Raw genomic sequence first — 25,153 nt, forward strand, 5'->3', positions numbered from 1 at the left:
GCAATGTATCAAAATTAGATTACTCGAAAGGCGGCACGTAATGGAGAATAACAACGGTTCATCATCCTCACATACTGTTTTACCTTCTTCCCAAAACTCACAGCAAGTTCTTTGGAACAACTCAGTCCAAAAATCGAGCGAGAATAAGACGATTGTCTATCAATCAGAGATCATGGGTTCTTTGATGAAGATGATTGATCGCGTAGCTCCTTCTGCGGCAAACATCCTCGTTTTGGGTGAGTCTGGTACGGGTAAAGAGCTCATCGCTCGTCATATTCATGAAAAATCAAATCGTCGTAATAAGCCGTTTGTTGCTATTAACTGTGGTGCTCTTCGCGAGACTTTGCTTGAGAGCGAACTTTTCGGACACGAGAAGGGTTCATTCACAGGCGCCTACAACAAAAAAATCGGTTTGGCCGAAGCTGCTAACGGTGGAACTCTTTTCCTCGATGAAATCGGTGAGTTGAGCCCAGGTATCCAAGCGAAACTTCTCCGTTTCATCCAAGAGGGTGAGCTCTATCGCGTTGGTGGCAAAGATCCAATCAAAGTAGACATCCGTTTGATCTCTGCAACAAACCGTGAGTTGGACGCTGAAGTTCAACGCGGTAACTTCCGTGAAGACTTGTTCTATCGTATTAATACAATTGTTGTGAACTCTCCACCTCTTCGCCGTCGTCGTGAAGATATCCCAGCCTTGGTAAACCATTTCTTGGGAAGCGCGACTCATTCATACTTGAACCGTGGTCGTAATATTTCTGAAGATGCTTTGAAAGTGCTTCAAAAATACGACTGGCCGGGTAACATCCGTGAATTGCAAAACGTTTGTGAACGTTTGCAAATCCTCTCCGAAGGTCACACGATCATGGTGAACGATCTTCCAGAGAACGTTCGCAATCCAGAGAAAGCGGACGACATCATTGATTACGATCCAAGCTTGACTCTTCATGAGCTCGAGAAGCGTTACATTCTCAAGGCGCTAGCTCACTTCGGTGGCAACAAAACTCAAGCTGCTAACAACTTGGGAATCACGATCAAGACTCTCTATAACAAACTCCATGAGTACGGAGAGTTTGAGAAGTTCGCTGTTCACTCTAAACCAATGAAGTAATTCTTCATCGAGGTTTCCGAGTGAAGCATCGTTTGTTAACACTCTTTATACCGCTCCTGACATGCTCAGCCTTTGCCAAGGCTGAGCATTCTTGTATGTACCGTCACATTGATGATGCGATGATTTTGAATCAGGCGCGAGCGCCGATTTATAATCGCCTCAGCAATGGTGAGAGTGCTATCGTCAGCGAGGCCATGATCTCATTCGAGAAGGGCCTGCTCCGCAGTGCAAGTCTTGCGGATGCTGCCGCATTTCCGTTTCAGCTTTCCGGCATTCCTATTCTTTGTGTTGATTACATTCACATGAGCGAAACTCCGTCGTTCCGTAACTCATTTGCGCAAGGGGCGCCGAAGCTGTCGCAATTTCATCCACTGAATATCCAGTCTGTCAAAACAGCTCTGACGGCGGCTTTACAGTCTGATGATTTTGAATCCATGATTGAAATCGCCACTCAGTCTATAGAAGAGCTTAATAAAGAGCCGCGCTTTAACTGCATGGTTCGCCATTTTCTCGAGAGCGCGCGCCGAATTGCGGGACTCGCTCCACAATATCAAGTGATGGCGGGAAGTAGATTGAGTGCTTACGGAACAAAGTTCATTTCGAAAAAAATTCTCAAAGGGCATATCAAATCTTTGGACGAAGCGGCCCGCATTGATCTCTTGTCCGCTCCTGTGCAGGCTCAGAACATTCCTATCGTTTGCCAGGATGTTCCTCATATCCCAACCGCCCCAAACCTGCTCCAGCCTTAGATCTCCTGTCAGGATTCTATTAATAAAGCTCTCAGGGGCTGTTCCTTTGTGCTCCCATCTGTTATACTCGCGGAAATTTGTGAATCAATATTTAAGGAGAAGCTCTATGAAAGCTCTTATGGTTCTTGCTCTGACTTTGATGACAACAGCGGCTCACGCAGCTCAAACAATCACTTGCTTCTACACAAGCAATTCTGAAATTCAAATGGATATCGTTGCTGAAGGCGACTACACAAATCCAATGAATATCGAGATGAAAAGTGTCTCTATCTACAATATGAACTGGAGTGAATTGCCAGAAGCAAAACGCCAGTCAGTTGTTGGTCAATACTTGAGCAACGACATCAACTTCGACGTTCGCTTGGCTGACGGCACTTACTTGCTCGTGCCACAACAAATCTTTGCTCCGGGTCACGACGGTTCTGTGTACGTGAACGGTAAAGACGAATATCGTTGCTTCTAATTTTGAAGATTTAGAACTCCTCAAGGCCCTGTGTCGCAGAAACACGGGGCTTTTTATTTTCATCCCCTAAAAGCCATGCAGAAAATCCTGGAGCTCACTTCGTTCTTTCTGCGAAAGCGCAAAGCCCGGTGGCGGCATGTGACCGGCCTCGACCATGTGCTGAATGGTGCCGCGCTGCTGACGTTGGAGTGTGCCTCTTGCGAAAAGACCCTCGTTTTGATGGCACTTCACACACACGCCGACTCTGAGTTCATCTTCATGAGGGGGGCCGCGAAAACGAAAAGGCACTTCGCGATGAGCATCTTCTCGGTCTTCAGCCGCATCGTAGCGAACCCGTCCGTAAGTTTTGATTCGTAAATTCCACCAGGCTGTCTTTATTTTCTCGCGGAGTGTGAGCGGGGCAGAAGAGCTCTCAGTCATCGGCCGGATCGCACGCGGTCCATTATTGTGACAAAGAAAGCAGCTCGCGCGATAAGGGATCTGCTGTTTTAGCAAATCTTCGTTCCATTCCAAAGGCCCCGGTTTAAATTGATAAAAGTAGGCGACCTTCGGCGATTTCGTTTTGTCGATGACAATGGCGATGCGATCCCATTTTTCGGGCGGAGGTTTCCGTCCGAAATGACTTTGATTCATCATCCAAACATCGCGATCAGCGCCTGGAAACCAACGGATCTCGTTAAAGACCGATTCAAGTTGGGGATTCTTGGATTCTTCGGATTCGATGAAAATGCCGGTGGTATTGGTTTGCACCCAAAGCCAAAGGCCCGCACTCAAAAGAGCCAGGGCCATCGTCAATGCAATTGCGAGTTGCGCGAACTTTTTCATTAGTAGGTGCAGGAAAAAGTCTCAGGTTCACTCGCACCCACCGTGAGTTTTGCATAGATATCCCAGCTAGAGGGTTCAGACAAGGTCGTGCCTGCACAACGACGGCAACCGCCACCATAGCGCGGAACCGATTTGACTTCCAAGGCCACTGGTTGGCCATCTGTCGAATTCAGATTGTAGCCGGTTGTTTGCGTATAAGTGCCTGTCCAAGTCTGCGTGTTATTTAAAATCACAGAGACAACGCCTTCACCAGTGGCAAAACCTTCTTGAGCTGGGTGTTGGATCGTCAGTGTGTTGCCGTTTCCGTAGTTCTTGCAGTGATAGTTTGCCAGAGCCTGCTGGCCCAAAACCAAACCGAGAGTTGCAAGAGTGATCATCTTCATCATAATTGTCTCCTTTTTAGTAGGGTTGTTCTCAGATGAAATTTAGGAGATTTTCCAAAATTAGAAAAATTAATTGTTTTTACATATACATTAAAATAATTAATACCTATGAAGATCTCAAGCCAGGGCCTGCAGGCCTTTACTCAGACAGCACTGACTCTTAACATCACTCAAGCTGCTGCCGACCTGGGCCTTACCCAGTCAGCACTTTCGCAGCGTCTCGCGGCCTTAGAAAAAGACCTCGAAGTGACGCTGTTTATTCGTGAGCCGCGTGGGCTTAAGCTCACGGAAGCGGGTCACAAGGTCCTGCGCTTTGCGAGCCTGAATCAGAAAGTCGAAGAAGAGCTTTTGTTTGAGCTCAAAGGGCATGCGCAAGAACTCGCGGGGACTTTCCGCTTCGCCGGCTTTTCTTCCGTTTTACGATCCGTGATTATTCCGGCTTTGGTGCCGTTTCTGCGAAAGCATCCGGGCGTGCATATCGATTTTCAGTCCTATGAGATGTTTGAACTGCCGGACGTTTTAAAATCGGCCAAGGCGGATCTCGCAGTGATGGATTATTCCCTGCAAAAGAAAAATATCCTCGAAGAGACTCTAGGTCATGAAGAGTACGTCGTGATTGAAAGTGCCAAGCAAGAAACGCCGGTGGATCTCTACTTGGATCACGGACCTGAAGACAATGCAACGGAGTCGTTCTTCCGTGAGCAGGGCAAGGCTCCCGAGTTTTACCGTCGTTCATTCATGGGTGATGTCTATGGCATTATTGATGGTGTTGAAGCGGGCCTGGGCCGCGCGGTGATGAGTAAGCATCTCATTGTGAATAACTCGAAGGTGAAACTGATCAAAGGATACGGGGCTTACAAGCGCCCCGTGGTATTGCATTACTTTGAACAACCTTATTATTCACGCCTGCATAAGAGCATCTTAAAAGAGCTGCAAGACAAGGCGCCGAAGTTTTTAAAACCTTAGCGCATCCACACATGCACTGGTAGAGGCATGCCCGGGTTCTTCGCGCGCACATACATGCGCACGAATTTCACTTTGCTGGATTTGAAGTAGCCGGTGTACTCATGGCCGGCCGTCATAGCGCCATCAAGGCCCGACACTTGAGTGCCCCACAAGAAGAATGAAATGATATCGAAGCGGTCCATGATCGCATCGCTGCCGACAACGACTTTCACCTCCGAGTAAGTGCCCGGATTGTGAATGAGGATGTCGGTGTATTTTGGCGACTGCTGGTTTTCGAGCAAGGTCGTCGCGACGACGGGAATCCACGCGTCCTCAGAGGCGAGGGCGGGCGAGGCATTGAACAAAAAAATCGTGCTGAGAGTCAGTAAAATATTTTTCATACAGCCTTTCTATCGCGTGGAGGTGCCTGCTGCAAATGACGAAGTCTTGACGACTTATTCATATCCACTAATGAGTCCACAGAGTTTCTTGCCACTGACCGCCGCGCAGAGTTTGCGCCTTGAGGATGTCTTCTTCTTTCCAGATACACAATGTGTAAGCCGGACCGCTGTGGTGGATGTAGCCGCAGTACATTTTATTGTCTGAGAAGTATAAATACCCCTGACCATTCTTTTGGCCGTCTTGATAAGTCGTGACGAAGAGTTTTGTTTTTTCACCCTTCTTAGGCGAGATGAGCTTCACGACGATTTCTTGATCGGCTTCTGGGCCGTTCCAATGTCCGACAAGATCGCTAGGTGCTTGATTCAATGGAAACGGAATGGGATCATCGCCAGGTCCTAAGCGGGCGGCCCAACTGAGAGAGAAGCTTAAAAGTGTCAGAAAAATCAAAAATGCTTTCATGGTTATATCCCTCAGAGAATTGAAATCTTGGTGTCTTTATTCAGCAGATATCCGTCGCGTGATCTCAGAATATAAGTGTGCTGTTGTTGGTTTGGTTCAATCAAAGTTCGAATGCGCTTAATCGTAACATAGATACCATTGTCATGAATGGCAGGATTGTATTTTTGTTGCCACAGTTTCTCTGCAAGATCTTCTTTAGAAAAGGGCACGCCGGGATTGGACATTAAAAGCTTCATCAAATCCATCAGAATAAATTGGTTCTTGAGTTCAATCATTCCGTTATTACGTTCAATCAGAGTCTTTTTCTGCAAATCTAAAATCAGATCAAACCCTTGGGTTGGTGCGTCTCCGGCTCTACGAAGGAGATTATTAGTAACGCGCGCAAGACGCTTGAAATTCACAGGGTCGATCATGCGATGAGCGAGATTGAGGTAAATTCTCGCAGTCTCGTTGTCTCCGGACTCAAGATAGATGTGACCAATTTTCGCAGTGACCGACAAAGCATAGTGATGATTTTTCAAAACCTTCACGAGGTCGTACGCTTTCCAGGCATACTCAATCGCGCGGACATTATTCTTTTGTGCGAGTTCTTGATTGGCTTTCAATAGCAGGACGGAAATTTGCAAATCGGTGCGTTGGATTTGCTGAGTGATCATCTCAAGCTGTTTAATTTTTTCAGTCAGCTCCGCCGGAGGCCTTTTCAGTTGGTAAGCGGCTTGCACACAGCCGAAAAGTGCCTGCGCTAAAGTAAACAGGCAGTTACCTTCAATTGCAGAGCTGAGAGCTTCTTCAAAAAGCTGCAGGGCCTCGGTGGCTTTGCCTTCAGTAATCGCGTGATAACCTAAGAGATAACTATGGGTCGCTAAACCTTTTTTACCAAGAGTCGCGAGGTGAGGAGAGATCTCGTGAATAAGACTAAGGCGCTTGTCGGTTTCTTCGAGCTCAAGATAAATTCTCAGGCGGATTAAAAGAGCCTCGATGTAGTTTGTATCTGTGGCATCCGTCTCACCACAGAATTTTTCGAGCGCATCGAGTGCTCTTAAAAATTCTCCTTGATGGTAAAGGCTTTGGCCGAGATCAAACAAACTCATCGAGGACAGGTTTTGTCATTTTTTGATGATTGCGGCAATGAAAATGACAGAAAATTAAATTATTAAACTCTGTGTTGTATCAAGGGCTTGAAGGATACAGGCGGGAAACAGCAAAAAAAAAAGACCGCCCAGAGGCGGCCTTTTTTATTCACGAGAAGTGAACTCAGAGATTAGAAGTAACCTTCTTCATCGTCGTCGTTTTCTTCGTCTTCATCGTCATCGTCTTCATCATCGTCAGACTTGTTCGTTGTATCTTCCAAGTCTTCGAAAGAATCGTCTTCTTGCTCTTCAGCGTCTTCCCAACCTTCTTCTTCGTTGATTGGCTCTTCTTCGATATCAACCATGCTATCAAGTTCAGCTTCGTCGTCGAACTCGTTAGAGATATCATCCAAAGCAGTTTCAGGTTTGATTGCAGCAACAGTTGCAGCACCTACAACCGCACCGACTGCCGCAGCTTTAGCTTTTGGAGCTGGAGATTTTTTAGCTGCTTTTTTCGGAGCAGCCGCTTTTTTCGCTGCAGGCTTTTTAGCTGCTTTCTTAGGGGCAGCTTTCTTAGCAGCTTTTTTTGGAGCGGCCTTTTTAGTCGCTTTTTTCGCTGCAGGTTTTTTAGCGGCTTTTTTAGGAGCTGCTTTCTTAGTTGCTTTTTTGGCAGCCTTTTTTGGCGCCGCTTTTTTTGCTTTTTTAGTTTTCGATGCTTTTTTTGCCATGAGGTGCCCCCTTAGAAGTTAAATCGCATGGAATAGAGCCTAGCGATTTTTTAGGGGGCAAGCAATAGATAATTATACTCTCACAGTCTCCTGACCTAAGTCCTTTACGTCACACTATGGTCATTAGAAGCGGAAGTGGTCATCGATGATTGCTGCTATAGAATCCGGCATTTGCGTATTCATGAAGAAGCCGCCATTGAAACCGCTCTTCGCAGGCACTGTGGCGAAATAACCAATCGTGTCCACGCCTCTGCGGATCGGGAAATTGATTGCAACATAAGGATCAAATGGGCTGGAAAGAAACACTCCGACCACATTGACGCCGATGTAAAAATTGAACTTCACGTTATTTTTGCCTGGAATCGCAATCGCAACGCTTGGCAACTCGCCACTGGCGACCTGCGGAAGTGCATCTCCATTTGGCAAACGAGCAGGGTTTAAGAAGCTTGCTCCTTTGCGCACATAGCGTAAAGGAACACTCACCGCCAGGTAAGAAGCTCCCTTGTCGTCTTTGTAAGTCATGAAAGTGACGTCTGGAAGGTCTGGAATAGTTCCCTGAGCACTTTCGATATATGGATTTACCTGGAGTGGGAGGATCAGTAAAAGCGCATTGTTTGTCTTGTCGATATCAACGACCAAAGTACCGTCATCGCTACCGCCAGAGATCGTTCCTTTATATTGGAGCTTTTGATATGCATCCGGGTCGGCTGGATTGACACCTGGATCTACGCCACCATTGCCTACAGAGCTAGAGCGATTGCCGCTATTGTCGAAAACCGAGTTAGCAAACTCAAAACCGCCGTTGCTGCCGCATGCAGTAAGGCTCAGAAGCGCGCAAGTGACTGCTAAACTTTTGAAGATGGTTGGTCGTAACATAAGTCCTCCCGACACCTTATTTTTCGGATAAAGGTCGGGCAGACTTTAGTTAAATATTTGATATTATTAGTAAAATAGTTATACAGAAAAATTCAAAATCCCCGGACCAAACGCCGGGCTTGTCGATAACTTTGGCGAAAAAACCGGGATCAGCTACGCGCCTTATGGTTTGAGTGCGAGGGAGTGTGAGCCACCGGCTGAGATCTTCGCCCATGTCAGGTCGGTTCCGATCTGTACAGGGGAGGACGTGGTCGTGGTATTTCCAGTTCCAAGCTGTCCCGAAGGATTGGTGCCCCAAGCCCAGAGGCTGCCGTCGGCTTTCTGCGCGATGACGTGTGACGCTCCGGCTTTCACTTTACTCCACGTTGTGCCGCTGCCGACTTGAACCGGCGAAAAAGCATATTGATCAGAGCCGGGATTAAATCCGAGCTGGCCGCCGTCATTGCGGCCCCAAGCCCACAGCGTGCCATCGGTTCTAATTCCGATGGTGAAAGATTCACCGGCGGAAATCTGCTTCCAGTTTGTCACGGTTCCGACTTGGCGAGGGAAGTTGTAGAGGAAGCCGAGTTCGCCGAAGGTGTTGATGCCCCAGCCCCACATGGAGCCATCGATTTTAACTCCCATCATTTGGGCGTAACCCACAGAGGCCCGGGACCAGGTATCACTGCCGACTTGCACTGGTGAACTGCGGCTATTGCCACTGCCTTGGCCGAGCGTAAAGAAGCCACCGTAGCCCATCACCCAAAGAGTGTCGTCGCTTTTAATCGCTGCGGAATTGAAAGCTCCGGCGGAAACATATTTCCAAGAAGCCGACCCAATTTGTACCGGCGAACTGCGGTGAGTTCTGTTGCCGCTTCCGAGTTGGCCGTCGGAATTCCATCCCCACGCCCAAAGCGTGTTGTTGGTTTTTATCGCAAGCGTGTGCCAAACGCCGCAAGAGACGGATTTCCAGTCAGTCAGTGTGCCGACTTGAACAGGGCTTGTGATGGATTGGCTGGCGGAGCCTAGGCCGAGTTCACCGGAGTTGGCCTTGCCCCAGCTCCAAAGGGTGCCGCCGGTTTTCACAGCAACAGTGAAGTAAGAACCTGCGGAAACATCTTGCCAATCGGTGTCTGTGCCGACTTGGGTGGGGACCGAGCAAGCGGTGTACCCGCCGACTCCCAGTTGGCCATCGTAACCAGCGCCCCAGGCCCAGAGGGTGCCATCTGATTTAATCGCAACGTTATGAGAAGTTCCCGCGGCAATTTTCACCCACGTCGAGCCCGCACCGATTTGCACCGGAGAGCTTCGGCTCGTCGTTGCGCCATCGCCGATACTGCCGTTGCGATCAAGGCCCCAAGACCACAGTGTGCCGTCACTTTTTAGAGCCATCGAGCTCCAGGTATTGACGGTGGCTTTTGTCCATGTCGTGAGGGCGCCAATTTGAACGGGGTATTGTCTGACAGTGGTATTTTGTCCGTTACCCAACTGGCCGTCGTAACCATTTCCCCAAGCCCAGAGTGTGCCGTCTGCACGCACCCCTAAGCCACCGCCGATGCCGGTGATGGTGTTTTGCTCGCTATCGATATTTCTTTGCGAAACCTCAAGCCATGAATCTGTATTTGCTTGTATCGGTGTTGTTGATACAAAGCCGATCTGCCCCCAGGAGTTATCACCCATTCCCCAAAGAGTTCCATCGGTTTTCACCGCCATTGTATGCCAGCCGCCGCTGGTGATCGAGGTCCACGTCGTGTCCGTGCCCACTTGCACCGGAGAGCTGCGATTGATGAATGTGCTGTCACCGACGGCGCCGTAGGTGTTGGATCCCCAGCTCCACATTGTGCCATCCGTTTTTATGGCAGCGCTGTGCGAGCCCCCCGCAGAGATTTTACTCCAGTCGGTGAGCGAGCCAATCAGCACCGGAGAGCTTCGGTTCGTGCGAGTGCCGTCTCCGAGCTGACCTTGTTGATTGTTTCCCCACGCATAGAGGTTGTTATTGGATTTAAGAGCGAGCGAGTGATTGTTGTTAGTTATGATCGACGCCCAGTCGGTGAGAGCGCCCACTTGGACCGGTGAGCTGCGGTTGGTGCGAGTGCCGTCACCGAGCTGGCCGTTGTTGTTGGTGCCCCAATTCCAAAGCGTGCCGTCGGTTTTCAGTGACAGAGCGTGGTTTGCTCCCGCGCAAATGTCACTCCAGTTTGTGAGTGCGCCGATTTGCACAGGTGCTGATTTGTCGAGGATCGTGCCGTCGGCCATTTGACCGAGGCCGTTTTCTCCCCAGGTCCATAAGCTGAGAGAAGTTGAAGCCGATGGTTGTTTCCAGAAAGCAAACGGAATCATTCCTCCCAAAGCTTCTTTGAAAGTGAGTAAAACCGAAGAGGCGAGAACAGACTTTAAAAACTGGCGGCGCTGATGTTCCATAGAATAAGTTTAGGAACGCTCCGCTCAAGGCGAATACTGAAAATTCAAAATCAGGATTTCAAATTGTACCCATGTGTTCCAAAAAAGGTCCTGTTCCAATTTTTTCGACCACAAAAGGGCCAGTGCCGTGGGCTACGAAAAAAGAAAAATGCCGATGGGGTTGGCCATCGGCATTTTATTTTTTATCGAGCTCAGCAGCGAGCAGGGCCCGCCGCTTTTATTTCTGACTATTAACCGATCAGTTTCAAAGCCAATTGGTTAACTTGGTTCGCTTGAGCAAGAGTCGAAGTACCAGCTTGCAACAAGATATTGTTACGAGTCATCTCAGAAGAAGCCTGAGCTACGTCAGTGTCACGGATACGTGAGTTAGACGCAGACATGTTCTCAGTAGCAACACCCAAGTTGTCAACAGTCGAAGTCAAACGATTTTGAAGGGCACCAAGATTAGCGCGAGTACCATTCACTGAAGTTTGAGCAGCATCGAGGAGTGCAAGAGCTGACTGAGCACCTTCTTTAGAAGTGTAGTCAAGACCTGACAATCCGAGAGCATCGAGAGTTGCAACGTTTTCACCAGCGTGGAAAGTGATGCGATCTTCTTCTTGATTGTTGAACAAACCAACTTGGAAATCGAAGTCTGGTGTAGAACCATCCAACAATTTTGTAGTACCCCAAGTAGTTACTGAAGCGATACGTTGAATCTCAGATTTCAACTGTTGAACCTCTTTATCCACGAAACCGCGCTCAGTTTGTCCAACTGTATCAGAAGCAGCTTGGATACCCAACTCACGAAGACGAACTACGATGTTGCCGATCTCATTAAGACCACCCTCAGCAGTTTGCACCATTGAGATACCATCGTTCGCATTACGTTGAGCTTGTACACCAGAGCGGATTTGAGCTTTCAAGTTTTCACTGATTGCCAAACCTGCAGCGTCGTCAGCAGCTTTATTGATACGGCTACCAGAAGCCAATTGAGCCATAGAGCTGTTGATTTGACGTTGGCTACCGATCAAGTTTCTTTGAGCGTTCAAAGCCGAAATATTTGTTGTTACACGCATTCCCATTTAAAATTCCTCCGTTTAATAATTTATTTTTTTCATCTCAATACCTTCCTTGTTTTTATTTCCCCCGAGTCCATTTTTGTGGGGGCGGCATCCGAGCCGATTTTTATTTTCTTTGGCCTATTACTATTTAAGAAAACTAACTGAACATTCTATTGTTCGTTTTTTATCTCATCCGTGAAGGCCCTCCTTTCGGTTTACTAGGAGAGAGTGTGACCTTGTTGCTCTCTCTCCGGTCCGTCCTGGATCCACATTAGTAAGTGTGAATACAAAAACTCATTGATGCGTTTAAGATCGGGATTCGCGACGAAGTCTTGACAGGACTGTAGGCGGGTTTTGCGCTTTTTTTACAATACTAGCCCAAGGATAGTGGGACTCTCAGAGGGGAATCAGGACGAAGGATTGTCCTGCGTCAGTCTGTTACAATACTTTGGGTGGATTTTCAGAGGGGAAACGGGACTTTGGATGAGTCAAAAATTAGCGGGGACTTTTTGTTACTGGGCTTTGTTTTGGAAAATGGATTTTAGTCGGTTTTAGTTAGGCGGTGTGGGGTGGCTTTTTCTGCTGGCTCCGCACCTCTTTCTGCATCCTGCAATCGGGGCGACTGCCCCGAACCCCGTAAAGGCCGGCCGTCGTGGCCGCCCTTCCGACGTCACTTGGGAGCTCAAGAGCAGCGTTAGTACTTGTCTTCATTGTACGTTGGACAGCCGGCCACGATGGCCGGCTGTAGCTGGAGCTCGAGGACAGAGTCCTCGATTCACATGGATGGATGTACTTCGGCGCAGCCAGTATGGTTAAGGGAGCTCTAATCAATCTCAATAAAACGACACTGAGCTATTTTACCTGACATATTGTAATCAGCCTGCTGCTGCGCACGCAGATGCGGCCCCGTCTTATAGCCGAGCGTACAGGTCACCGAAATCGAATTAAAATGCGAGCAGTCTTCGCAGGCCGTGCGGAAGTCATATTTGAGATAATCCGTTGGATTGATCCCGTCCTTCTTAATGGAAGGATGTATGCGTTTTGGTTGAAATTTTGGGTTAGGTTTACCGCCGAACATTGACAATCTCTCCTGAGGCCTCATTCTTAATACAGACGGAGGACATCATGAGCAACGACATTGAAAAAATGACGCGTAAAAGTCAGGAGGCCATGCAGGCCGCTGCCCAAAACGCTGAAACTCGCGGCAATCCCTCAGTGGAGCCCGAGCACCTCTTGCTGGAGCTTTTGCAACAGTCTGAGGGCATCGTTCCTCGTGTTCTTGAGAAGCAAAATCTCTCCGTCAAATCAATGATAGAAGACTTGAAATCGAAGATCGATAAACTGCCCCGCGTGAGCGGTGGCGGTCAAAAGATTTTTGCCAGCAACCGCCTACAAAAACTGTTTACAGTTTCTAATCAGGTGGCTGCAGACTGGGGAGATGCCTATATCTCCACCGAGCACTTTTTGTTAGCAATGCTCGGAATGAGCGATAGTGAGTTGAATGCTTTTTTTAAAAAGCATCACGTGAAGCATGATCCAACGGTTCAGGCTCTTCGGGAAGTTAGAGGAAACCAAAAAGTGACAGATGATGATCCAGAAAACAAATACGAAGTCCTTGGCAAGTACGCCCGGGATTTAACGGCACTCGCGGCCGAAGGAAAGCTCGACCCCGTGGTCGGTCGTGACGAAGAAATCCGTCGCGTGATTCAGGTGCTTTCACGTCGTACAAAAAACAATCCGGTTCTGATCGGGGAGCCAGGCGTGGGTAAAACCGCAATCGCGGAAGGTCTTGCCGTGCGCATCCTGAAACAGGACGTGCCCGAAAATCTTATTGGCAAAAAACTGATGTCGCTCGATATGGGCGCCTTGATTGCCGGCGCGAAATATCGTGGCGAGTTCGAAGACCGTTTGAAAGCCGTAATCAAAGAAGTCACCTCAAGTGACGGTCAGATTATTCTTTTCATCGACGAGATCCATAATCTCGTGGGTGCGGGGAAGACTGAAGGTGCGATGGACGCCGGTCAGTTGTTGAAGCCGGCATTGGCCCGTGGTGAGTTGCGCTGTATCGGTGCGACGACTTTGGATGAGTATCGCAAGTACATCGAAAAGGATGCGGCTCTTGAACGCCGTTTCCAGACTGTGCTTGTCGATGAACCAAGTGTCGATGATGCGATCACGATTTTGCGTGGTCTCAAAGAAAAGTACGAACTCCATCACGGGATCCGTATCATGGACTCCGCACTGGTTGCGGCGGTGAAGCTCTCGCATCGTTATATCCAAAACCGTTTCTTGCCGGATAAAGCGATCGACTTGATCGACGAAGCGGCAAGTAAGCTCAGTATCGAAACGAAGAGCGTGCCGGAAGAGATCGATAAGATCGAGCGCGAACTCATGCAGCTCAGAATTGAAAAAGAAGCTTTGAAGAAAGAAAAAGACGAGGGTGCCAAGGACCGCTTACAGATCATTGAAAAAGAAATCAAAGATCTGACGGCGCAGAATCAGCAATTGCGCGAGCAATGGAATTTTGAAAAAGGCGGCATTGAACAGATTAAGAAAATCAAAGCCGACATCGAAGAGGCTAAAAATTTAGTCGCAAAAGCAGAGCGCGAAGGCGATCTCGGCAAGGCGGCGGAATTAAAATACGGCAAACTGCCTGAGATGGAAAAGAAGCTCAAAGACTTCGAGGCTCGCAGTCAGAAGTCGGCGAATGAGACTCGCATGTTGAAAGAAGAAGTCAGTCCTGAAGACGTGGCGGAAGTCATCGCGAAATGGACGGGCATTCCAGTTTCAAAAATGCTTGAGAGCGAGTCGCACAAGCTTCTCCACATGGAGGAGCAATTGAAGAAACGCGTTGTCGGTCAGGATCATGCGCTGACAGCGGTGGCGGATGCCATTCGTCGGGCGCGTGCTGAGATTTCTGATCCAAACCGTCCTATCGGGACTTTCATTTTCTTGGGTCCGACGGGTGTCGGTAAAACCGAAACGGTAAAGGCTCTCGCGGAGTTCCTGTTTGATGACGAGCAAGCCGTGGTTCGTATCGATATGAGTGAGTACATGGAAAAGCATTCTGTGGCTCGTTTGGTCGGCGCGCCTCCGGGATATGTGGGCTACGAAGAAGGCGGTCAGTTGACGGAAGCCGTTCGTCGTAAACCCTACAGCGTGGTGCTCTTGGATGAAGTTGAAAAAGCTCATCCGGATGTTTTCAACATCCTGCTGCAGGTTTTGGATGATGGACGCTTAACCGACGGTCAAGGCCGTACCGTAGACTTTAAAAATACGGTCCTGATTATGACTTCAAATATTGGTTCGCATGCGATCATCGATCCGAATATGAGCGAAGAAGCAAAAACCAAAGCCGTCAACGAGGCAATGCGTGCGCACTTCCGTCCTGAGTTCTTAAACCGCATCGATGAGATCGTGATGTTTAAAGCCCTTGGCGAAAAACAAATCGCAGGCATTGTGAAAGTGCAGCTTGATTTGGTTGAGCAACGTCTAAAAGCGAAGAAGATTGCGATCGACTTCGCAGATTCGGCGATTCAGTATCTCGCGAAGAAAGGCTACGACCCGGTATATGGTGCTCGTCCTTTGAAGCGCGTGATCCAAAACGAATTGCTGAACCCGCTTTCAAAGCAGATCATTGCCGGCGATGTGCGGGCGGGAGATCAAGTGAAAGTGGAATCCGGCGATGGCGGACTCAAGATCAGCAAAAAATAACCGCTAAACAATCTTCTAACTAAAAAAGCCCCTCTTCTGAGGGGCTTTTTTTATGTTCGCGGTTTCATCAATTTTGGGATCGCTCCGAGCAGGATCTTCTTTTCTTCGGCACTGAGTGGTTCGAGGAAGTCGGTTTCAAGCTTTCGCATTTCGGGAGTGATCTGATCCAGGAACTTTCGACCACGCGGAGTGATTTGCAAGTATTTCTCGCGTCTGTCGGTTTCAGAACTCACGCGCACGACATAGCTGAGTTTCTCAAGACCGTCGATCAGCTTCACAATGGTTGCCTTATCGATGCCCATTTGCAGGCCTAATGAAACCTGGTTAAGACCGTCCGATTCTTTAAGAATATTCAAGATGCCGAATTGTGGGGCGACGAGTCCCGCATCGAGAAGGTATCCGTCGACGATGGATCTAAATTTTAAAGCCACCTTATATAGACAATAGCCTAGGTGCTTTTCCAAAACCGGGTGGAGCATTCCGCCCGCCGACGGGGGCGCTCTCCGATGGGCACCTATCATCTCGTTCTTGATTTGAGCCAGCTTTGGTTTTTTTGGTGATTTTGTCGTCATATATGATAGATTCTAACACAAATGGTTAGTTCAGCAAACCATTTGGGAATTAAACGATAAGTAAAACGACCGAGGTCCTCATGCACCTTCTCAAGTTGAGTCAACGTCTTTCTTTTGCCTTCTTCGCCGCCCACTTACTTGCATCGACATCGTTTGCGCAAGAGCTGACTGTGCAACAAGCGATCAGTGAATCTGAGACTCACTCGCCGCGTATTCAGAAAGCAAAATCTGCGCAAGAAGAAGTCGCTTGGAAAAAGACCGAAGCGTTAAATACTTTCCTGCCTTCTGTGCAGGCCTCAGCAAGTTACCTTTTTGATAAGAAATATGTCTTTACGGATATCTCTCTCGGTGGCGCACCGGTTTCTGTACCGGGCGTTGTTCCAACGACAAATCTTGCCATCACAGCAACTTATCCGTTGTTTGAAGGCATGGCGGGCGTTCGTCGTTATTCTTCGGCAAGTTCGTTCTCTTCTGCAGCTCAAAAAGAATACGACTGGGCGGAGTTTCAATTAAGCCGTGAGGTCATTCTTCAGTTTTATAAAACACTCGCGGCAAAAGATCTTCTTCAGGTCGCGGAGCAAAACTTAAAGACGTTGCAAGATCACTTGCGTGACGTGAATCTTTTTAAGAAAGCAGGAATGTCGACGAACTATGACGTTCTTCGCGTCGAAGTGCAAGTCAGTGAAGCTGAGTCTGAAGTTCTCAATGCGACGGACAACCTTGCGGTGGCCCGCACGAAGCTTGCAGAAGTGATGGGTCTTGAAAAAGACGAGCGCGCTCTGACTGGCGTTTGGCCGGCGTTTAACCCTAAGAACACAGAAGGTCTTCGTAAAGAATCTTTGAGCTCACGTCCTGATTTGCAAGCGTTGGAATTACGCACCGAGGGTTCGCAAAGCCTTTCAAAAGCGGCCGGCAGCTACTGGGTGCCACGTTTGTCTGTATTTGGCCAATATCAATATTATAATAACCGTAATGATAAGTACGATGACTGGGATAATTTCCGTAATGCCTATCAAGTGGGTCTCAGTATGACTTGGAACCTGTTTGACGGGATGACTTCGATTGCCCGTGACCATCAGGCTTTTGAGCAATCCGTACAAACAGAGAAAACTCTCGTACAGGCGCGTTTGAAAGCGCAGCAGGATCTTGAGTTCTGGAAAAGAAAGTATCTCTATTATGGAACTGTTTTCAAGGCTCGTCAGAACGACGTTGTAAAAGCAGAAGAATCCGTTCGCTTGGCTCGCCAAGGGAAGAAAGTCGGAACCAGAACTGACACGGATTTGCTGGATGCCGAAGCGGAGCTTTTCAGAGCCCGCGCATTGATGGTGAATGCGCAGATGGGTTCCCTTGAAAGCTTGGTCAATCTAGAACTCACCACCGGTAATAAATATTTGAATTTTAATTAAGAATTTTTTGAAAGCAGGGATTTATGGATAAGAAGAAGATTTTAATGGGCGCAGGAGCGGTTGCAGCTGTCGCAATTGCGTACTTCGGGTTCGAGCAAATCATGTATGTCACAACGGACAACGCGCAGATCGAGGCGCCGGTGGTGATGCTAGCGGCGAAAGTGCCGGGTTATATCGTTGAGGTCAAAGTGGTTGAGGGTCAAAAGGTAAAAGCCGGGGATGTGCTGGCTGAAATCGACAGCCGCGATTACCAAAACACTTTGAAGCAGGTCCAAAGTGAGCTGCTCAGCCTTGAATCACGCCGCAGAGACGCCGAGCGCAACTACCAGCGTATTTCTGAGCTCTACAAACAGAGCGCCGTCAGTACTCAACAGTACGACACGGCAACTGCAAACTACTCGGAAGTAAAATCGAAGTATGAAGCTGTTTCTGCACAAGTCGATCAAGCGAAGTTGAATCTTGAAAATACCAAAATCAAAGCTCCGATGGATGGGTCGATTGCAAAGAAATCGGTTGAAGTCGGTCAGTTGGCTTCGGCAGGCGTTCCTTTGATTGGTTTTGTCGGCGGCTCTGAGCGCTGGGTGATGGCGAACTTTAAAGAAACCGAAATCGGCTCTATCAAAGTTGGCAGCACCGTGGATGTTGAAATCGATGCCATCGGTGGCAAAAGTTATCACGGCAGCGTTTCAGCGTTGAGTGCGGCGACGGGAGCTACTTTCACGCTCTTGCCTCCAGACAATGCGACAGGCAACTTCACAAAAGTGGTGCAGCGTGTGCCAGTGAAAATCAAACTTGAGAATCTCGCGGATGCGGATCTTGAGCTTTTGCGCGCCGGTCTTTCTGCTTACGTGAAAGTGAAAAAGAACTAATAACCTGAGGGTTTTATGAATAAGCCGAATCCGCTGATTATATTTGTCGCGGTCTTAGCCTCATTGCTGGAAATCATCGATACCTCCATCGTGAACGTGGCACTCACGACCATGATGGGGAATCTCGGGGCGACGCTCGAGGATATCAGTATGGTGATCACCGGCTATGCGATCGCGAACGCCATCGTCTTGCCGATCTCTGGCTGGTTCAGTGAACGCATCGGTCGCCGCAAATACTTCCTCGGATGTATCACGGCATTTACTTTGACGTCCGTGGCTTGCGGTCTCGCACCGAATTTAACGACGTTAATTGTTTTCCGTATCTTACAAGGTCTCTTCGGTGGCGCTTTGTTGCCGACATCTCAAACGCTGATTTATGAACAATTCCCGAAAGAAAAAGCAGGTATTGCAGGCGCCATCTTCGGGATGAGTGTCATGGTCGGCCCTACTTTGGGTCCGGTGATGGGTGGTTATCTGACTGATAACTTCGGTTGGAGATCTATTTTCAATATCAATCTTCCACTCGGTATTTTGGCCTTGGTTGTTGGTATGAGTGTCATCTTTGATCGTGCTCCGCAAGCCGGTGAAGCCGCTGCTGAAAAGCCAAAACTCGATTGGACGGGATTTGCTTTGTTGGTCCTCGGTATCGGTTGTCTGCAATTCGTCCTTGAACGCGGTGAAGCCGACGACTGGTTCTCGTCAAAAGTGATCTTGCTCAATACCATCATTGCAACAGTGTGTATCCCGGCCTTTATTTGGTGGGAGCTAAAAGTTAAAAATCCTATCATCAATATGCGCATGTTCAAAAATCCCCTCGTGCAAAACGGTGTGATGTTGATGGGCTGCTTGGGATTTTTCCTATACGCCGTGGTCTTTATCTTGCCTGTCTTTGTGGGGCGCGTTTTCCATTACGATGCCACCCAGACGGGGGCTCTGTTTATTCCGGGTTCGCTCTTAACGGCCTTAATGATGCCGTTTATCGGTCGCATGATGATGAAGGGTGTGAATCCAAAGTACCTGATTGCGATCGGCTTCCTTTCCCTGGAGGTCTGTTTGTGGATGATGTCGGGCCTGGCTCCACAATCGTCGAAGGCAGAGGTGCTGAATCTGCTTTATGTGCGCGGTTTCGGGATGGCCTTCTTGTTCGTGCCAATCAATTCATCGATCCTTAGCCAATTTAAGGGGCCGGATCTAGGGCAGGTATCAGGCTTGCTGAATCTTTTCCGTCAAATCGGCGGCAGCATTGGTGTCGCGATGGTGGGGACCATTCTTACCAAGCACAACTATCAGAACTACGCGGATATTTCTAACAAGGTGTCATTGTTGAATCCCGCTGTGCAAGCGCAGTACTACAACACTGTCAACGGCATGAACAGCAAGATGTCCGACGGAGTCGGCTTCTATCATGGAACTGAAGCAGCGATTAAGAGCATCTGGGGACGCGTGCAAAATCAAGTCTTCATGATGAGCTTCTTACAGCTCTGTTTTATCCTGATGTTCATCGTAGCCATTGGTTTCATCCCTCTGTGGAGAATTCGTCTGAAAGAAGGCCCTACGAAAGTGGTCGATGCTCACTAAGAAGAAGCCCGGTGATGAACCGGGCTTTTTTTATAGCCTTGGAATCAGGAATTAATTTCAACGGGCGGGCTGAGCTCTGCCAAAGCTTCAATAGACGCTTTTATTAACTCTACATTACACCAAGATTACTTCTCGTTCAGACCCATTTTCTGGTGATGACAGTCGGCTGTAGACCATGATCTTATTCCTGCCAAACGTATAAACCCCGAATTGGCGGGGTGTTTCTACCGGGCTCCGCAAAAGTCCGTCTACGGAGGATATCATGAACAAGCAGTTTCTCATTGCTATCACGATAGCTTTGATCTTTAACACTTCTTTGAGCTTCGCCCAAAGCGGCGATCATCCAGGAAAAATCTCGGACGATTCAGCTCTCGTAGCAGCCGAAGAAAGTCATCAGAATGTGTATTATGTCGAGGCCGGGAATCTCACGGTTTCAAACATTTTGCCTGATGATACGACGGGTTTGCCACATCAGAAATGGCAAGCCAAGCTTTCGGATGGTCAGACGATCACGGTGATTTACAATTCAGATATGGGAGCTCGTGTTCCAGTTAAGATTGGCGATAAGTTCGGCGTGGGTGGTCAGTATATTCAAACTCCCAACGGCGGCTTAATCCACTGGTTGCATGATGACCCAAAACACAATCGCCCTGACGGCTACGTGTATTTGAACGGTGTCGTTTATGGCGACACCGATCACGAAGACAGAGGTAACTAATTCCCAGGCGGCGATTAAGCCGCTGTGATCAGGTGAGTGAGCTGTTGAACGACGGTCTTGAGGCTTTCGCTTTGGCCATTCACTTCTTTTGCAATATTGCTGATCTCGCCCGTGGCAGAGGCATTAGACTGCACAGACTGGTCAATTTGATTCATCGCTTGAGTCAGTTGACCAACGCCTTGTGATTGCTCTTGGCTCGCGGTCGAGATTTCCTCATTCAAAGCACTGACTTTCTTAATCGATTGAACAATTTCGGCAAGGACCGTGCCGCTTTCAGAGGCAACGAGAACACCTTTATCCATTTTCTCAACCGAGTCTTTAATCAAAGTTGAAATGCCTTTTGCCGATTCGGCACTCTTTTGTGCCAGCGTCCGGACTGCATCTGCAACGACCGCAAAGCCCTTGCCTTGCTCACCGGCGCGAGCGGCCTCAACTGCCGCATTGAGCGCCAAGAGGTTGGTCTGAAAGGCGATATCATCGATCACATTGATGATATCCGCAATTTGCTTTGAAGACTTGGCGATCTCATTCATGAAAGACACAAGATTTTGAACTCCTTGTTCGCCGCGAACCGCAACTTCCTGCGCTTGAGTCGATAAAGAAGCCGCTTGTTTTGCGTTTTCGGAATTCATCTTAATCATCGACGTCATCTCTTCCAAGGAAGCCACGGTCTCTTCAAGAGAAGCCGCCACCGTATTTGAGTTGCCGGACAGGTTCACTCCTTGGGTGTTCAAGTTCACAATTGTAGAGTCCATGTTTTGAGTCGTCTTGGTTAGCGTCGTCATAGATCTTAAGAACGCAGTCACCGCGGAATTCAGAACGAGGAAGATAATCGCAAAACCAATTAGGAAGCTCGCAATCAAAACACCCAAAGCCGTGTATGAGGACTGGGCTTTGCGCTTTTCAATCTTTTCAATCAACTCATGTGAAAACTTATCGGCGCTCTCTTTTAACGTGGCGAAGTTGTCCTCTTGGATTTTTCTCGCAGGGACGTACTCGTTCATATAATAGGCGAGCGCTCCGGCATCGCCTTTTTCCACAAGCTGAGCCACTTCTGTTTCTTTTTTATCTAAAGTTGTGGCGTCATAGTCGGCCATCTTTTTATTGATCTCGGTAATTTCAGCACTGTCTGTAACTAAAGCTGTGAGATCCTCGGACAACTTTGCATAGGCATCATCGGCCTGTTTTTTGAGCTCATAGTTTTTTTTGTTTTGCGGATTTAAAAGATAACCGCGGAGATGCTCTGACATCTTCACCATTTGCAGCTCTTGTTGACTGATAATGCGTGAAATTTCGAGTGCGCGTTCAATCTCAGGATCTTTCACCAATCCAAATTGATAGATTTTGACTCCCACTAAGATAGCCGCTGCTACCAGGGGAATTGTTGATAAAAGGATTTTTGCCTTTAACCCTAAAGCTTTCATGAACACTTCCTTTGCCTTTTTAAATTATCGGCGGCGCTGTTATAAACTTAACAAAATCAATTATTTGCACTAAATGTGGAACTGTTGTTTGCGAACATTCCGGAACTCTCGCTGCGGACTTTTCTGGCTCCGACAGTCGTCTTGAAAAAGACGCATCACAAAGCGAGATGGCTAAACTCTGATCGAAATTTTGAAAACTGGACCACGGGTGTTTTGTGTGGCCACGCGCAGATTTTTTAATACAGGAAAACTTTTTGACGAAACTCCATGATCCCGACTTTGGTTGAAAAAAGTCCTCAACTGCACCAAAAGTCCGGCCGAAAGGATCTAAGTCGAGTGAAAAAAGAGAATCACCATCGTCACCAAAGGAAACGGGAGGAACAGATGGGACCACAGAATAAGTTTTTGAAGAACGTACTAAAGGCCGGGATGCTTTGTTCAGCAGCAGGTATGATGATGGGTAACCAATCATGCCAGGAAGAAGCAGTTGCAACCCGCGAACTCAAACGTATCGTTGAAATGGGTAAGATCACCGCTCCGTCTATTACATTGCCTCAAGGCGGTAGCTTCGACTTCCAATACGTCGCTAATCAACAAATCTACGCCGTACTACAAAATAGCGATCACTTTGCTCTGAGATATGGAACTCCAGTAGTTCCTGTCAGCACAAGCAGTGTGGAGTCTAAAGCTCTGAATGTATCACGCAATGACCAAGTGATGATGAAAGCATCGGCGTTGAATAATGGTGTGTCCGAGAAACCTCAGTACTCTAAAGATGCAGAGTGCTTGATCAACTTGCCAAACGCGCGCATCGGAGGATCTGTAAATGCCTTCGAGATGATCGGTGGCGTGGGCGTGCAAATCGGTTTCAATGCGGCGGGTCCTTTGGATGTGTCCGGTTTGACGGGTTTGGGTTTTGATATTGAATGGGCACAACTGGATCTAAGCATGATGGCCACTCATCCGCTGACAGCGGGTCTTTTGTCAGCAGCGAACGTGACTTCAAAGCAAACGAAAACAAAAGTGAATTTCACTTTGAATGTCGGCGCGTTCTCGATTGGCCCAAGCGCATACTATCAAACGCCACTCGCAAAAGTTACGCAGACGGCTCTGACGACGGCGTCTAATAGTTTGTACGACGGCTTGAAAGCAAAAGAAGAATGGTATTCTCGCGTGTTGATGGATCACGACACTCACTTGGTGATCCTCGGTGGTAACAACGTGGGCGCCAAAGTCGGTGATCAGTTCAATATCTACAACGAGATCTACTACTGGGAAGGCGATCCATGTAATTCAAAATATTACGGTGGCGCTGGCTCAAACCCAGTGGCGACCATCGAACTCGATTCAGTTGGAGATGAGATTTCTTTCGGTAAAGTGATCAGCCAAACAGATGAAAATCCTGTCCTTGGCGCGAAGGTGAAAATTCTCAAATTGGCTCCAGACGCGACGGCAAAAACGGCGGCTAAAAGCTCAAAGTAGTGCTGAATCGCTCTGAGAGTGAAAAAACCACAAAAAAGGGGGCTTAAAAGGCCCCCGTTTTCTTGCCAAGTCCCTGTAAAGAGTGTAGTTTCCGGCCCATCAAAAGGGGCCTTTTTATGTTTTCAGGGATTGTCGAGGCTGTCAGCGAAATTCAAAGCTCGCAAGAGCTCGTAAATGCTTACCGCATTCAGATCAATAAACCCACGCACTTCAATGATCTTCATTTAGGCGATAGCATCGCTGTTGATGGCGTTTGTTTAACTGTTGAGGCCTTTGATGAAAAGCAAATGACCTTTGCGTTGGCGGCTGAAACCATCCGCGTTCTGAACTGGAATCCAACTAGCTGGATCGGCAAACAAGTAAATCTTGAAAGATCCTTGCGTTTCGGAGACCGCATTCATGGTCATCTCGTTACCGGTCATGTCGATAGTCTCGCGGAAGTCACTCGTGCAGAATTGCAAGGCGAGTCCTTTTTCCTTGATGTGAAAGTGGCGTCGTCAGTTCTGCCGTATGTTTGGAAAAAGGGCAGCATTACAATCAACGGCGTGAGCCTCACGGTGAATGAGCTCAAAGGCTCCGTGGTCGAAGTTTGTCTCATCCCTGAAACTTTAAAACGTACAAACTTGGGCGCACTCAAAGTGGGTCAGGTCGCAAACATCGAGCCAGACTACATGGCTCGTGCTGTCGTCGCCGCGACCAGAAATGTGGAGGCTCCATGAGTTTAAGTGTGAGTTTCAATTCTATCACGGAGCTGATCGAAGATATCCGCGCCGGCAAGATGGTGATCTTGGTTGATGACGAAGATCGTGAAAATGAAGGTGATCTTGTTTTGGCTGCGGATCACGTCACTCCTGAAGCGATCAACTTCATGGCGCGTGAAGCTCGCGGTCTGATCTGTTTGCCGTTGAGCGCCCAGCAAGTGGAGCGTCTGCAATTGCCGCAGATGGTTCCCGAAGACAGAAATCATTCATCTAACAAAACCGCGTTCACCGTCAGTATCGAAGCGGCTCAAGGGGTGACAACAGGAATTTCGGCTGCAGACCGCGCGCACACGATTCGTGTCGCCTCCAATCCAAACGCGAAGGCGGCCGATGTTCATATGCCGGGTCATATTTTTCCGATCCGTGCAAAAGACGGTGGCGTGTTGAAGCGCCCGGGTCACACGGAGGGCAGCGTGGACCTTGCAGTTCTTGCGGGGCTTAATCCGGCGGCGGTGATTTGTGAAGTCATCAATGATGATGGCACCATGGCGCGCGTTCCGGATCTCAAAAAATTTGCACAGAAGCACAATCTAAAAATCGGCACGATTGTCGATTTGATTCAATACCGCCGCACAACTGAGGCCGGTAAACAACTTGTTCAGTAAGAGGATCAGCATGACACAATTCAAAGTCGGAGTCGTTACGGCTCGTTTCAATAGCGAAGTAACAGACAAATTGGAAGAAGGAGCTCTCAGCTATCTTGAAGGCACAGGCCTTGAAGTTTTAGCGGTGAAAGTTCCTGGCGCAGTAGAGATTCCTCTGGCGTGTAAAGCATTATTCGATGCTGGCTGCACGGGTGTTGTTGCTTTGGGTGCAGTGATCCGTGGCGAGACTTCTCACTATGATTATGTTTGCAACAGCGTTGAGCGCGGTGTGACAGCACTGATGCTGGAATACAACAGACCCATCGGCTTCGGTGTGTTGACGACAGAAAACGAAGAGCAAGCGATGGACCGTGCCGGTGGTAAACACGGCAACAAAGGTGCAGAAGCGGCTCAAGTTGTTTTAGAGATGATGGGTCTTTTGACTGAGCTCGGCAAAGAAGCCGCGGTGAAGAGCGCACCAAAGACTTCGTCGGCTCAAGAGCGTCGTGGTGGAAAAGCCACTAAGAAAAAGGCCGCAAAAAAGCCTACCAAGAAAGCAAAAAAGAAATAAACTTACATAAATGGCAGACAAGA

General features: G+C 48.3%; 25 protein-coding genes and 1 riboswitch. Of the genes, 13 read left to right on the forward strand and 12 right to left on the reverse strand.

From position 1 onward, the window contains the following. Positions 1–40: 40 nt before the first annotated feature. The 3 genes from JSU04_17595 to JSU04_17605 all read left to right on the forward strand — a co-directional run bounded on the left by JSU04_17595 (position 41) and on the right by JSU04_17605 (position 2,320). Positions 41–1,108 carry a sigma-54-dependent Fis family transcriptional regulator gene (locus JSU04_17595; GenBank protein MBS1972129.1) on the forward strand — a complete coding sequence of 356 codons (1,068 nt, stop codon included), beginning with the start codon at positions 41–43 and terminating at the stop codon, positions 1,106–1,108. 95 nt (positions 1,109–1,203) lie between these two features. Next, positions 1,204–1,857, forward strand: coding sequence for a hypothetical protein (locus JSU04_17600; protein ID MBS1972130.1), 654 nt, complete (start codon positions 1,204–1,206; stop codon positions 1,855–1,857). A 106-nt stretch (positions 1,858–1,963) separates the two neighbouring features. Then, entirely contained in the window at positions 1,964–2,320 is a 357-nt protein-coding gene (locus JSU04_17605) for a hypothetical protein (GenBank protein MBS1972131.1), read from the forward strand. Between the two features lie 66 nt (positions 2,321–2,386). On the opposite strand, the gene JSU04_17610 is transcribed toward JSU04_17605, so the two are convergent. Continuing rightward, entirely contained in the window at positions 2,387–3,145 is a 759-nt protein-coding gene (locus tag JSU04_17610) for a hypothetical protein (GenBank protein ID MBS1972132.1), read from the reverse strand. Further along, positions 3,145–3,531, reverse strand: coding sequence for a hypothetical protein (locus tag JSU04_17615; GenBank protein MBS1972133.1), 387 nt, complete (start codon positions 3,529–3,531; stop codon positions 3,145–3,147). The genes JSU04_17610 and JSU04_17615 overlap by 1 nt, the downstream gene beginning before the upstream one ends. A gap of 105 nt (positions 3,532–3,636) precedes the next feature. Between JSU04_17615 and JSU04_17620 the strand changes: the two genes are divergently transcribed. After that, the gene (locus JSU04_17620) at positions 3,637–4,494 is read left to right on the forward strand and encodes a LysR family transcriptional regulator (protein MBS1972134.1); all 858 of its coding nucleotides are present in this window, start codon (positions 3,637–3,639) and stop codon (positions 4,492–4,494) included. Here the strand turns inward: JSU04_17620 and JSU04_17625 are convergent. The 8 genes from JSU04_17625 to JSU04_17660 form a co-directional block, all read right to left on the reverse strand. Then, positions 4,491–4,874 carry a hypothetical protein gene (locus tag JSU04_17625; protein MBS1972135.1) on the reverse strand — a complete coding sequence of 128 codons (384 nt, stop codon included), beginning with the start codon at positions 4,872–4,874 and terminating at the stop codon, positions 4,491–4,493. The two genes, JSU04_17620 and JSU04_17625, sit on opposite strands and share 4 nt — an antisense overlap. Before the next feature lie 67 nt (positions 4,875–4,941). Then, positions 4,942–5,334 (reverse strand): hypothetical protein, encoded by a 393-nt coding sequence (locus tag JSU04_17630; GenBank protein MBS1972136.1) that lies wholly within the window; start codon positions 5,332–5,334, stop codon positions 4,942–4,944. 11 nt (positions 5,335–5,345) lie between these two features. Beyond that, on the reverse strand, positions 5,346–6,425 hold the full coding sequence (locus tag JSU04_17635) for a response regulator transcription factor (protein ID MBS1972137.1): 1,080 nt from the start codon (positions 6,423–6,425) through the stop codon (positions 5,346–5,348). A gap of 170 nt (positions 6,426–6,595) precedes the next feature. Beyond that, positions 6,596–7,132 carry a hypothetical protein gene (locus JSU04_17640; GenBank protein MBS1972138.1) on the reverse strand — a complete coding sequence of 179 codons (537 nt, stop codon included), beginning with the start codon at positions 7,130–7,132 and terminating at the stop codon, positions 6,596–6,598. A 123-nt stretch (positions 7,133–7,255) separates the two neighbouring features. Next, entirely contained in the window at positions 7,256–8,008 is a 753-nt protein-coding gene (locus tag JSU04_17645; protein MBS1972139.1) for a hypothetical protein, read from the reverse strand. Between the two features lie 162 nt (positions 8,009–8,170). Continuing rightward, a complete protein-coding gene (locus JSU04_17650; GenBank protein ID MBS1972140.1) occupies positions 8,171–10,327 on the reverse strand; it encodes a hypothetical protein in 2,157 nt (718 codons plus the stop codon). A 311-nt stretch (positions 10,328–10,638) separates the two neighbouring features. Next, the gene (locus JSU04_17655; protein ID MBS1972141.1) at positions 10,639–11,472 is read right to left on the reverse strand and encodes a flagellin FliC; all 834 of its coding nucleotides are present in this window, start codon (positions 11,470–11,472) and stop codon (positions 10,639–10,641) included. An 802-nt stretch (positions 11,473–12,274) separates the two neighbouring features. After that, on the reverse strand, positions 12,275–12,529 hold the full coding sequence (locus tag JSU04_17660; protein MBS1972142.1) for a hypothetical protein: 255 nt from the start codon (positions 12,527–12,529) through the stop codon (positions 12,275–12,277). A gap of 68 nt (positions 12,530–12,597) precedes the next feature. Here JSU04_17660 and clpB point away from each other — a divergent pair, with 68 nt between their 5' ends. Continuing rightward, entirely contained in the window at positions 12,598–15,165 is a 2,568-nt protein-coding gene (gene clpB, locus JSU04_17665) for an ATP-dependent chaperone ClpB (GenBank protein MBS1972143.1), read from the forward strand. 50 nt (positions 15,166–15,215) lie between these two features. Here the strand turns inward: clpB and JSU04_17670 are convergent, their stop codons facing one another. Continuing rightward, positions 15,216–15,737 carry a MarR family transcriptional regulator gene (locus JSU04_17670; GenBank protein ID MBS1972144.1) on the reverse strand — a complete coding sequence of 174 codons (522 nt, stop codon included), beginning with the start codon at positions 15,735–15,737 and terminating at the stop codon, positions 15,216–15,218. A gap of 80 nt (positions 15,738–15,817) precedes the next feature. Between JSU04_17670 and JSU04_17675 the strand changes: the two genes are divergently transcribed. The 4 genes from JSU04_17675 (at position 15,818) to JSU04_17690 (ending at position 20,308) form a co-directional block, all read left to right on the forward strand. Beyond that, complete coding sequence (locus tag JSU04_17675; GenBank protein MBS1972145.1) at positions 15,818–17,143, forward strand: TolC family protein; 1,326 nt, start codon at positions 15,818–15,820, stop codon at positions 17,141–17,143. Positions 17,144–17,166: 23 nt separating this feature from the next. Then, positions 17,167–18,012, forward strand: coding sequence for an HlyD family secretion protein (locus tag JSU04_17680; protein MBS1972146.1), 846 nt, complete (start codon positions 17,167–17,169; stop codon positions 18,010–18,012). 15 nt (positions 18,013–18,027) lie between these two features. Continuing rightward, the gene (locus JSU04_17685; GenBank protein ID MBS1972147.1) at positions 18,028–19,590 is read left to right on the forward strand and encodes a DHA2 family efflux MFS transporter permease subunit; all 1,563 of its coding nucleotides are present in this window, start codon (positions 18,028–18,030) and stop codon (positions 19,588–19,590) included. A 174-nt stretch (positions 19,591–19,764) separates the two neighbouring features. After that, positions 19,765–19,861: riboswitch (purine riboswitch) on the forward strand. Continuing rightward, positions 19,853–20,308, forward strand: a complete 456-nt coding sequence (locus JSU04_17690) for a DUF3465 domain-containing protein (GenBank protein ID MBS1972148.1) — start codon at positions 19,853–19,855, stop codon at positions 20,306–20,308. It overlaps the preceding riboswitch by 9 nt. Before the next feature lie 14 nt (positions 20,309–20,322). Here JSU04_17690 and JSU04_17695 read toward each other — a convergent pair whose 3' ends face one another. Further along, positions 20,323–21,567 (reverse strand): chemotaxis protein, encoded by a 1,245-nt coding sequence (locus JSU04_17695; GenBank protein ID MBS1972149.1) that lies wholly within the window; start codon positions 21,565–21,567, stop codon positions 20,323–20,325. A gap of 549 nt (positions 21,568–22,116) precedes the next feature. On the opposite strand from JSU04_17695, the gene JSU04_17700 reads away from it, so the two are divergent. The 4 genes from JSU04_17700 to JSU04_17715 all read left to right on the forward strand — a co-directional run bounded on the left by JSU04_17700 (position 22,117) and on the right by JSU04_17715 (position 25,130). Next, positions 22,117–23,214 (forward strand): hypothetical protein, encoded by a 1,098-nt coding sequence (locus JSU04_17700; GenBank protein ID MBS1972150.1) that lies wholly within the window; start codon positions 22,117–22,119, stop codon positions 23,212–23,214. 116 nt (positions 23,215–23,330) lie between these two features. Beyond that, complete coding sequence (locus JSU04_17705; GenBank protein MBS1972151.1) at positions 23,331–23,933, forward strand: riboflavin synthase; 603 nt, start codon at positions 23,331–23,333, stop codon at positions 23,931–23,933. An 8-nt stretch (positions 23,934–23,941) separates the two neighbouring features. Beyond that, a complete protein-coding gene (ribB, locus tag JSU04_17710; GenBank protein MBS1972152.1) occupies positions 23,942–24,580 on the forward strand; it encodes a 3,4-dihydroxy-2-butanone-4-phosphate synthase in 639 nt (212 codons plus the stop codon). Between the two features lie 10 nt (positions 24,581–24,590). After that, positions 24,591–25,130 carry a 6,7-dimethyl-8-ribityllumazine synthase gene (locus JSU04_17715; GenBank protein MBS1972153.1) on the forward strand — a complete coding sequence of 180 codons (540 nt, stop codon included), beginning with the start codon at positions 24,591–24,593 and terminating at the stop codon, positions 25,128–25,130. Positions 25,131–25,153: the final 23 nt, after the last annotated feature.

Source organism: Bdellovibrionales bacterium, assembly GCA_018266295.1.
Lineage (GTDB): Bacteria > Bdellovibrionota > Bdellovibrionia > Bdellovibrionales > Bdellovibrionaceae > JACMRP01.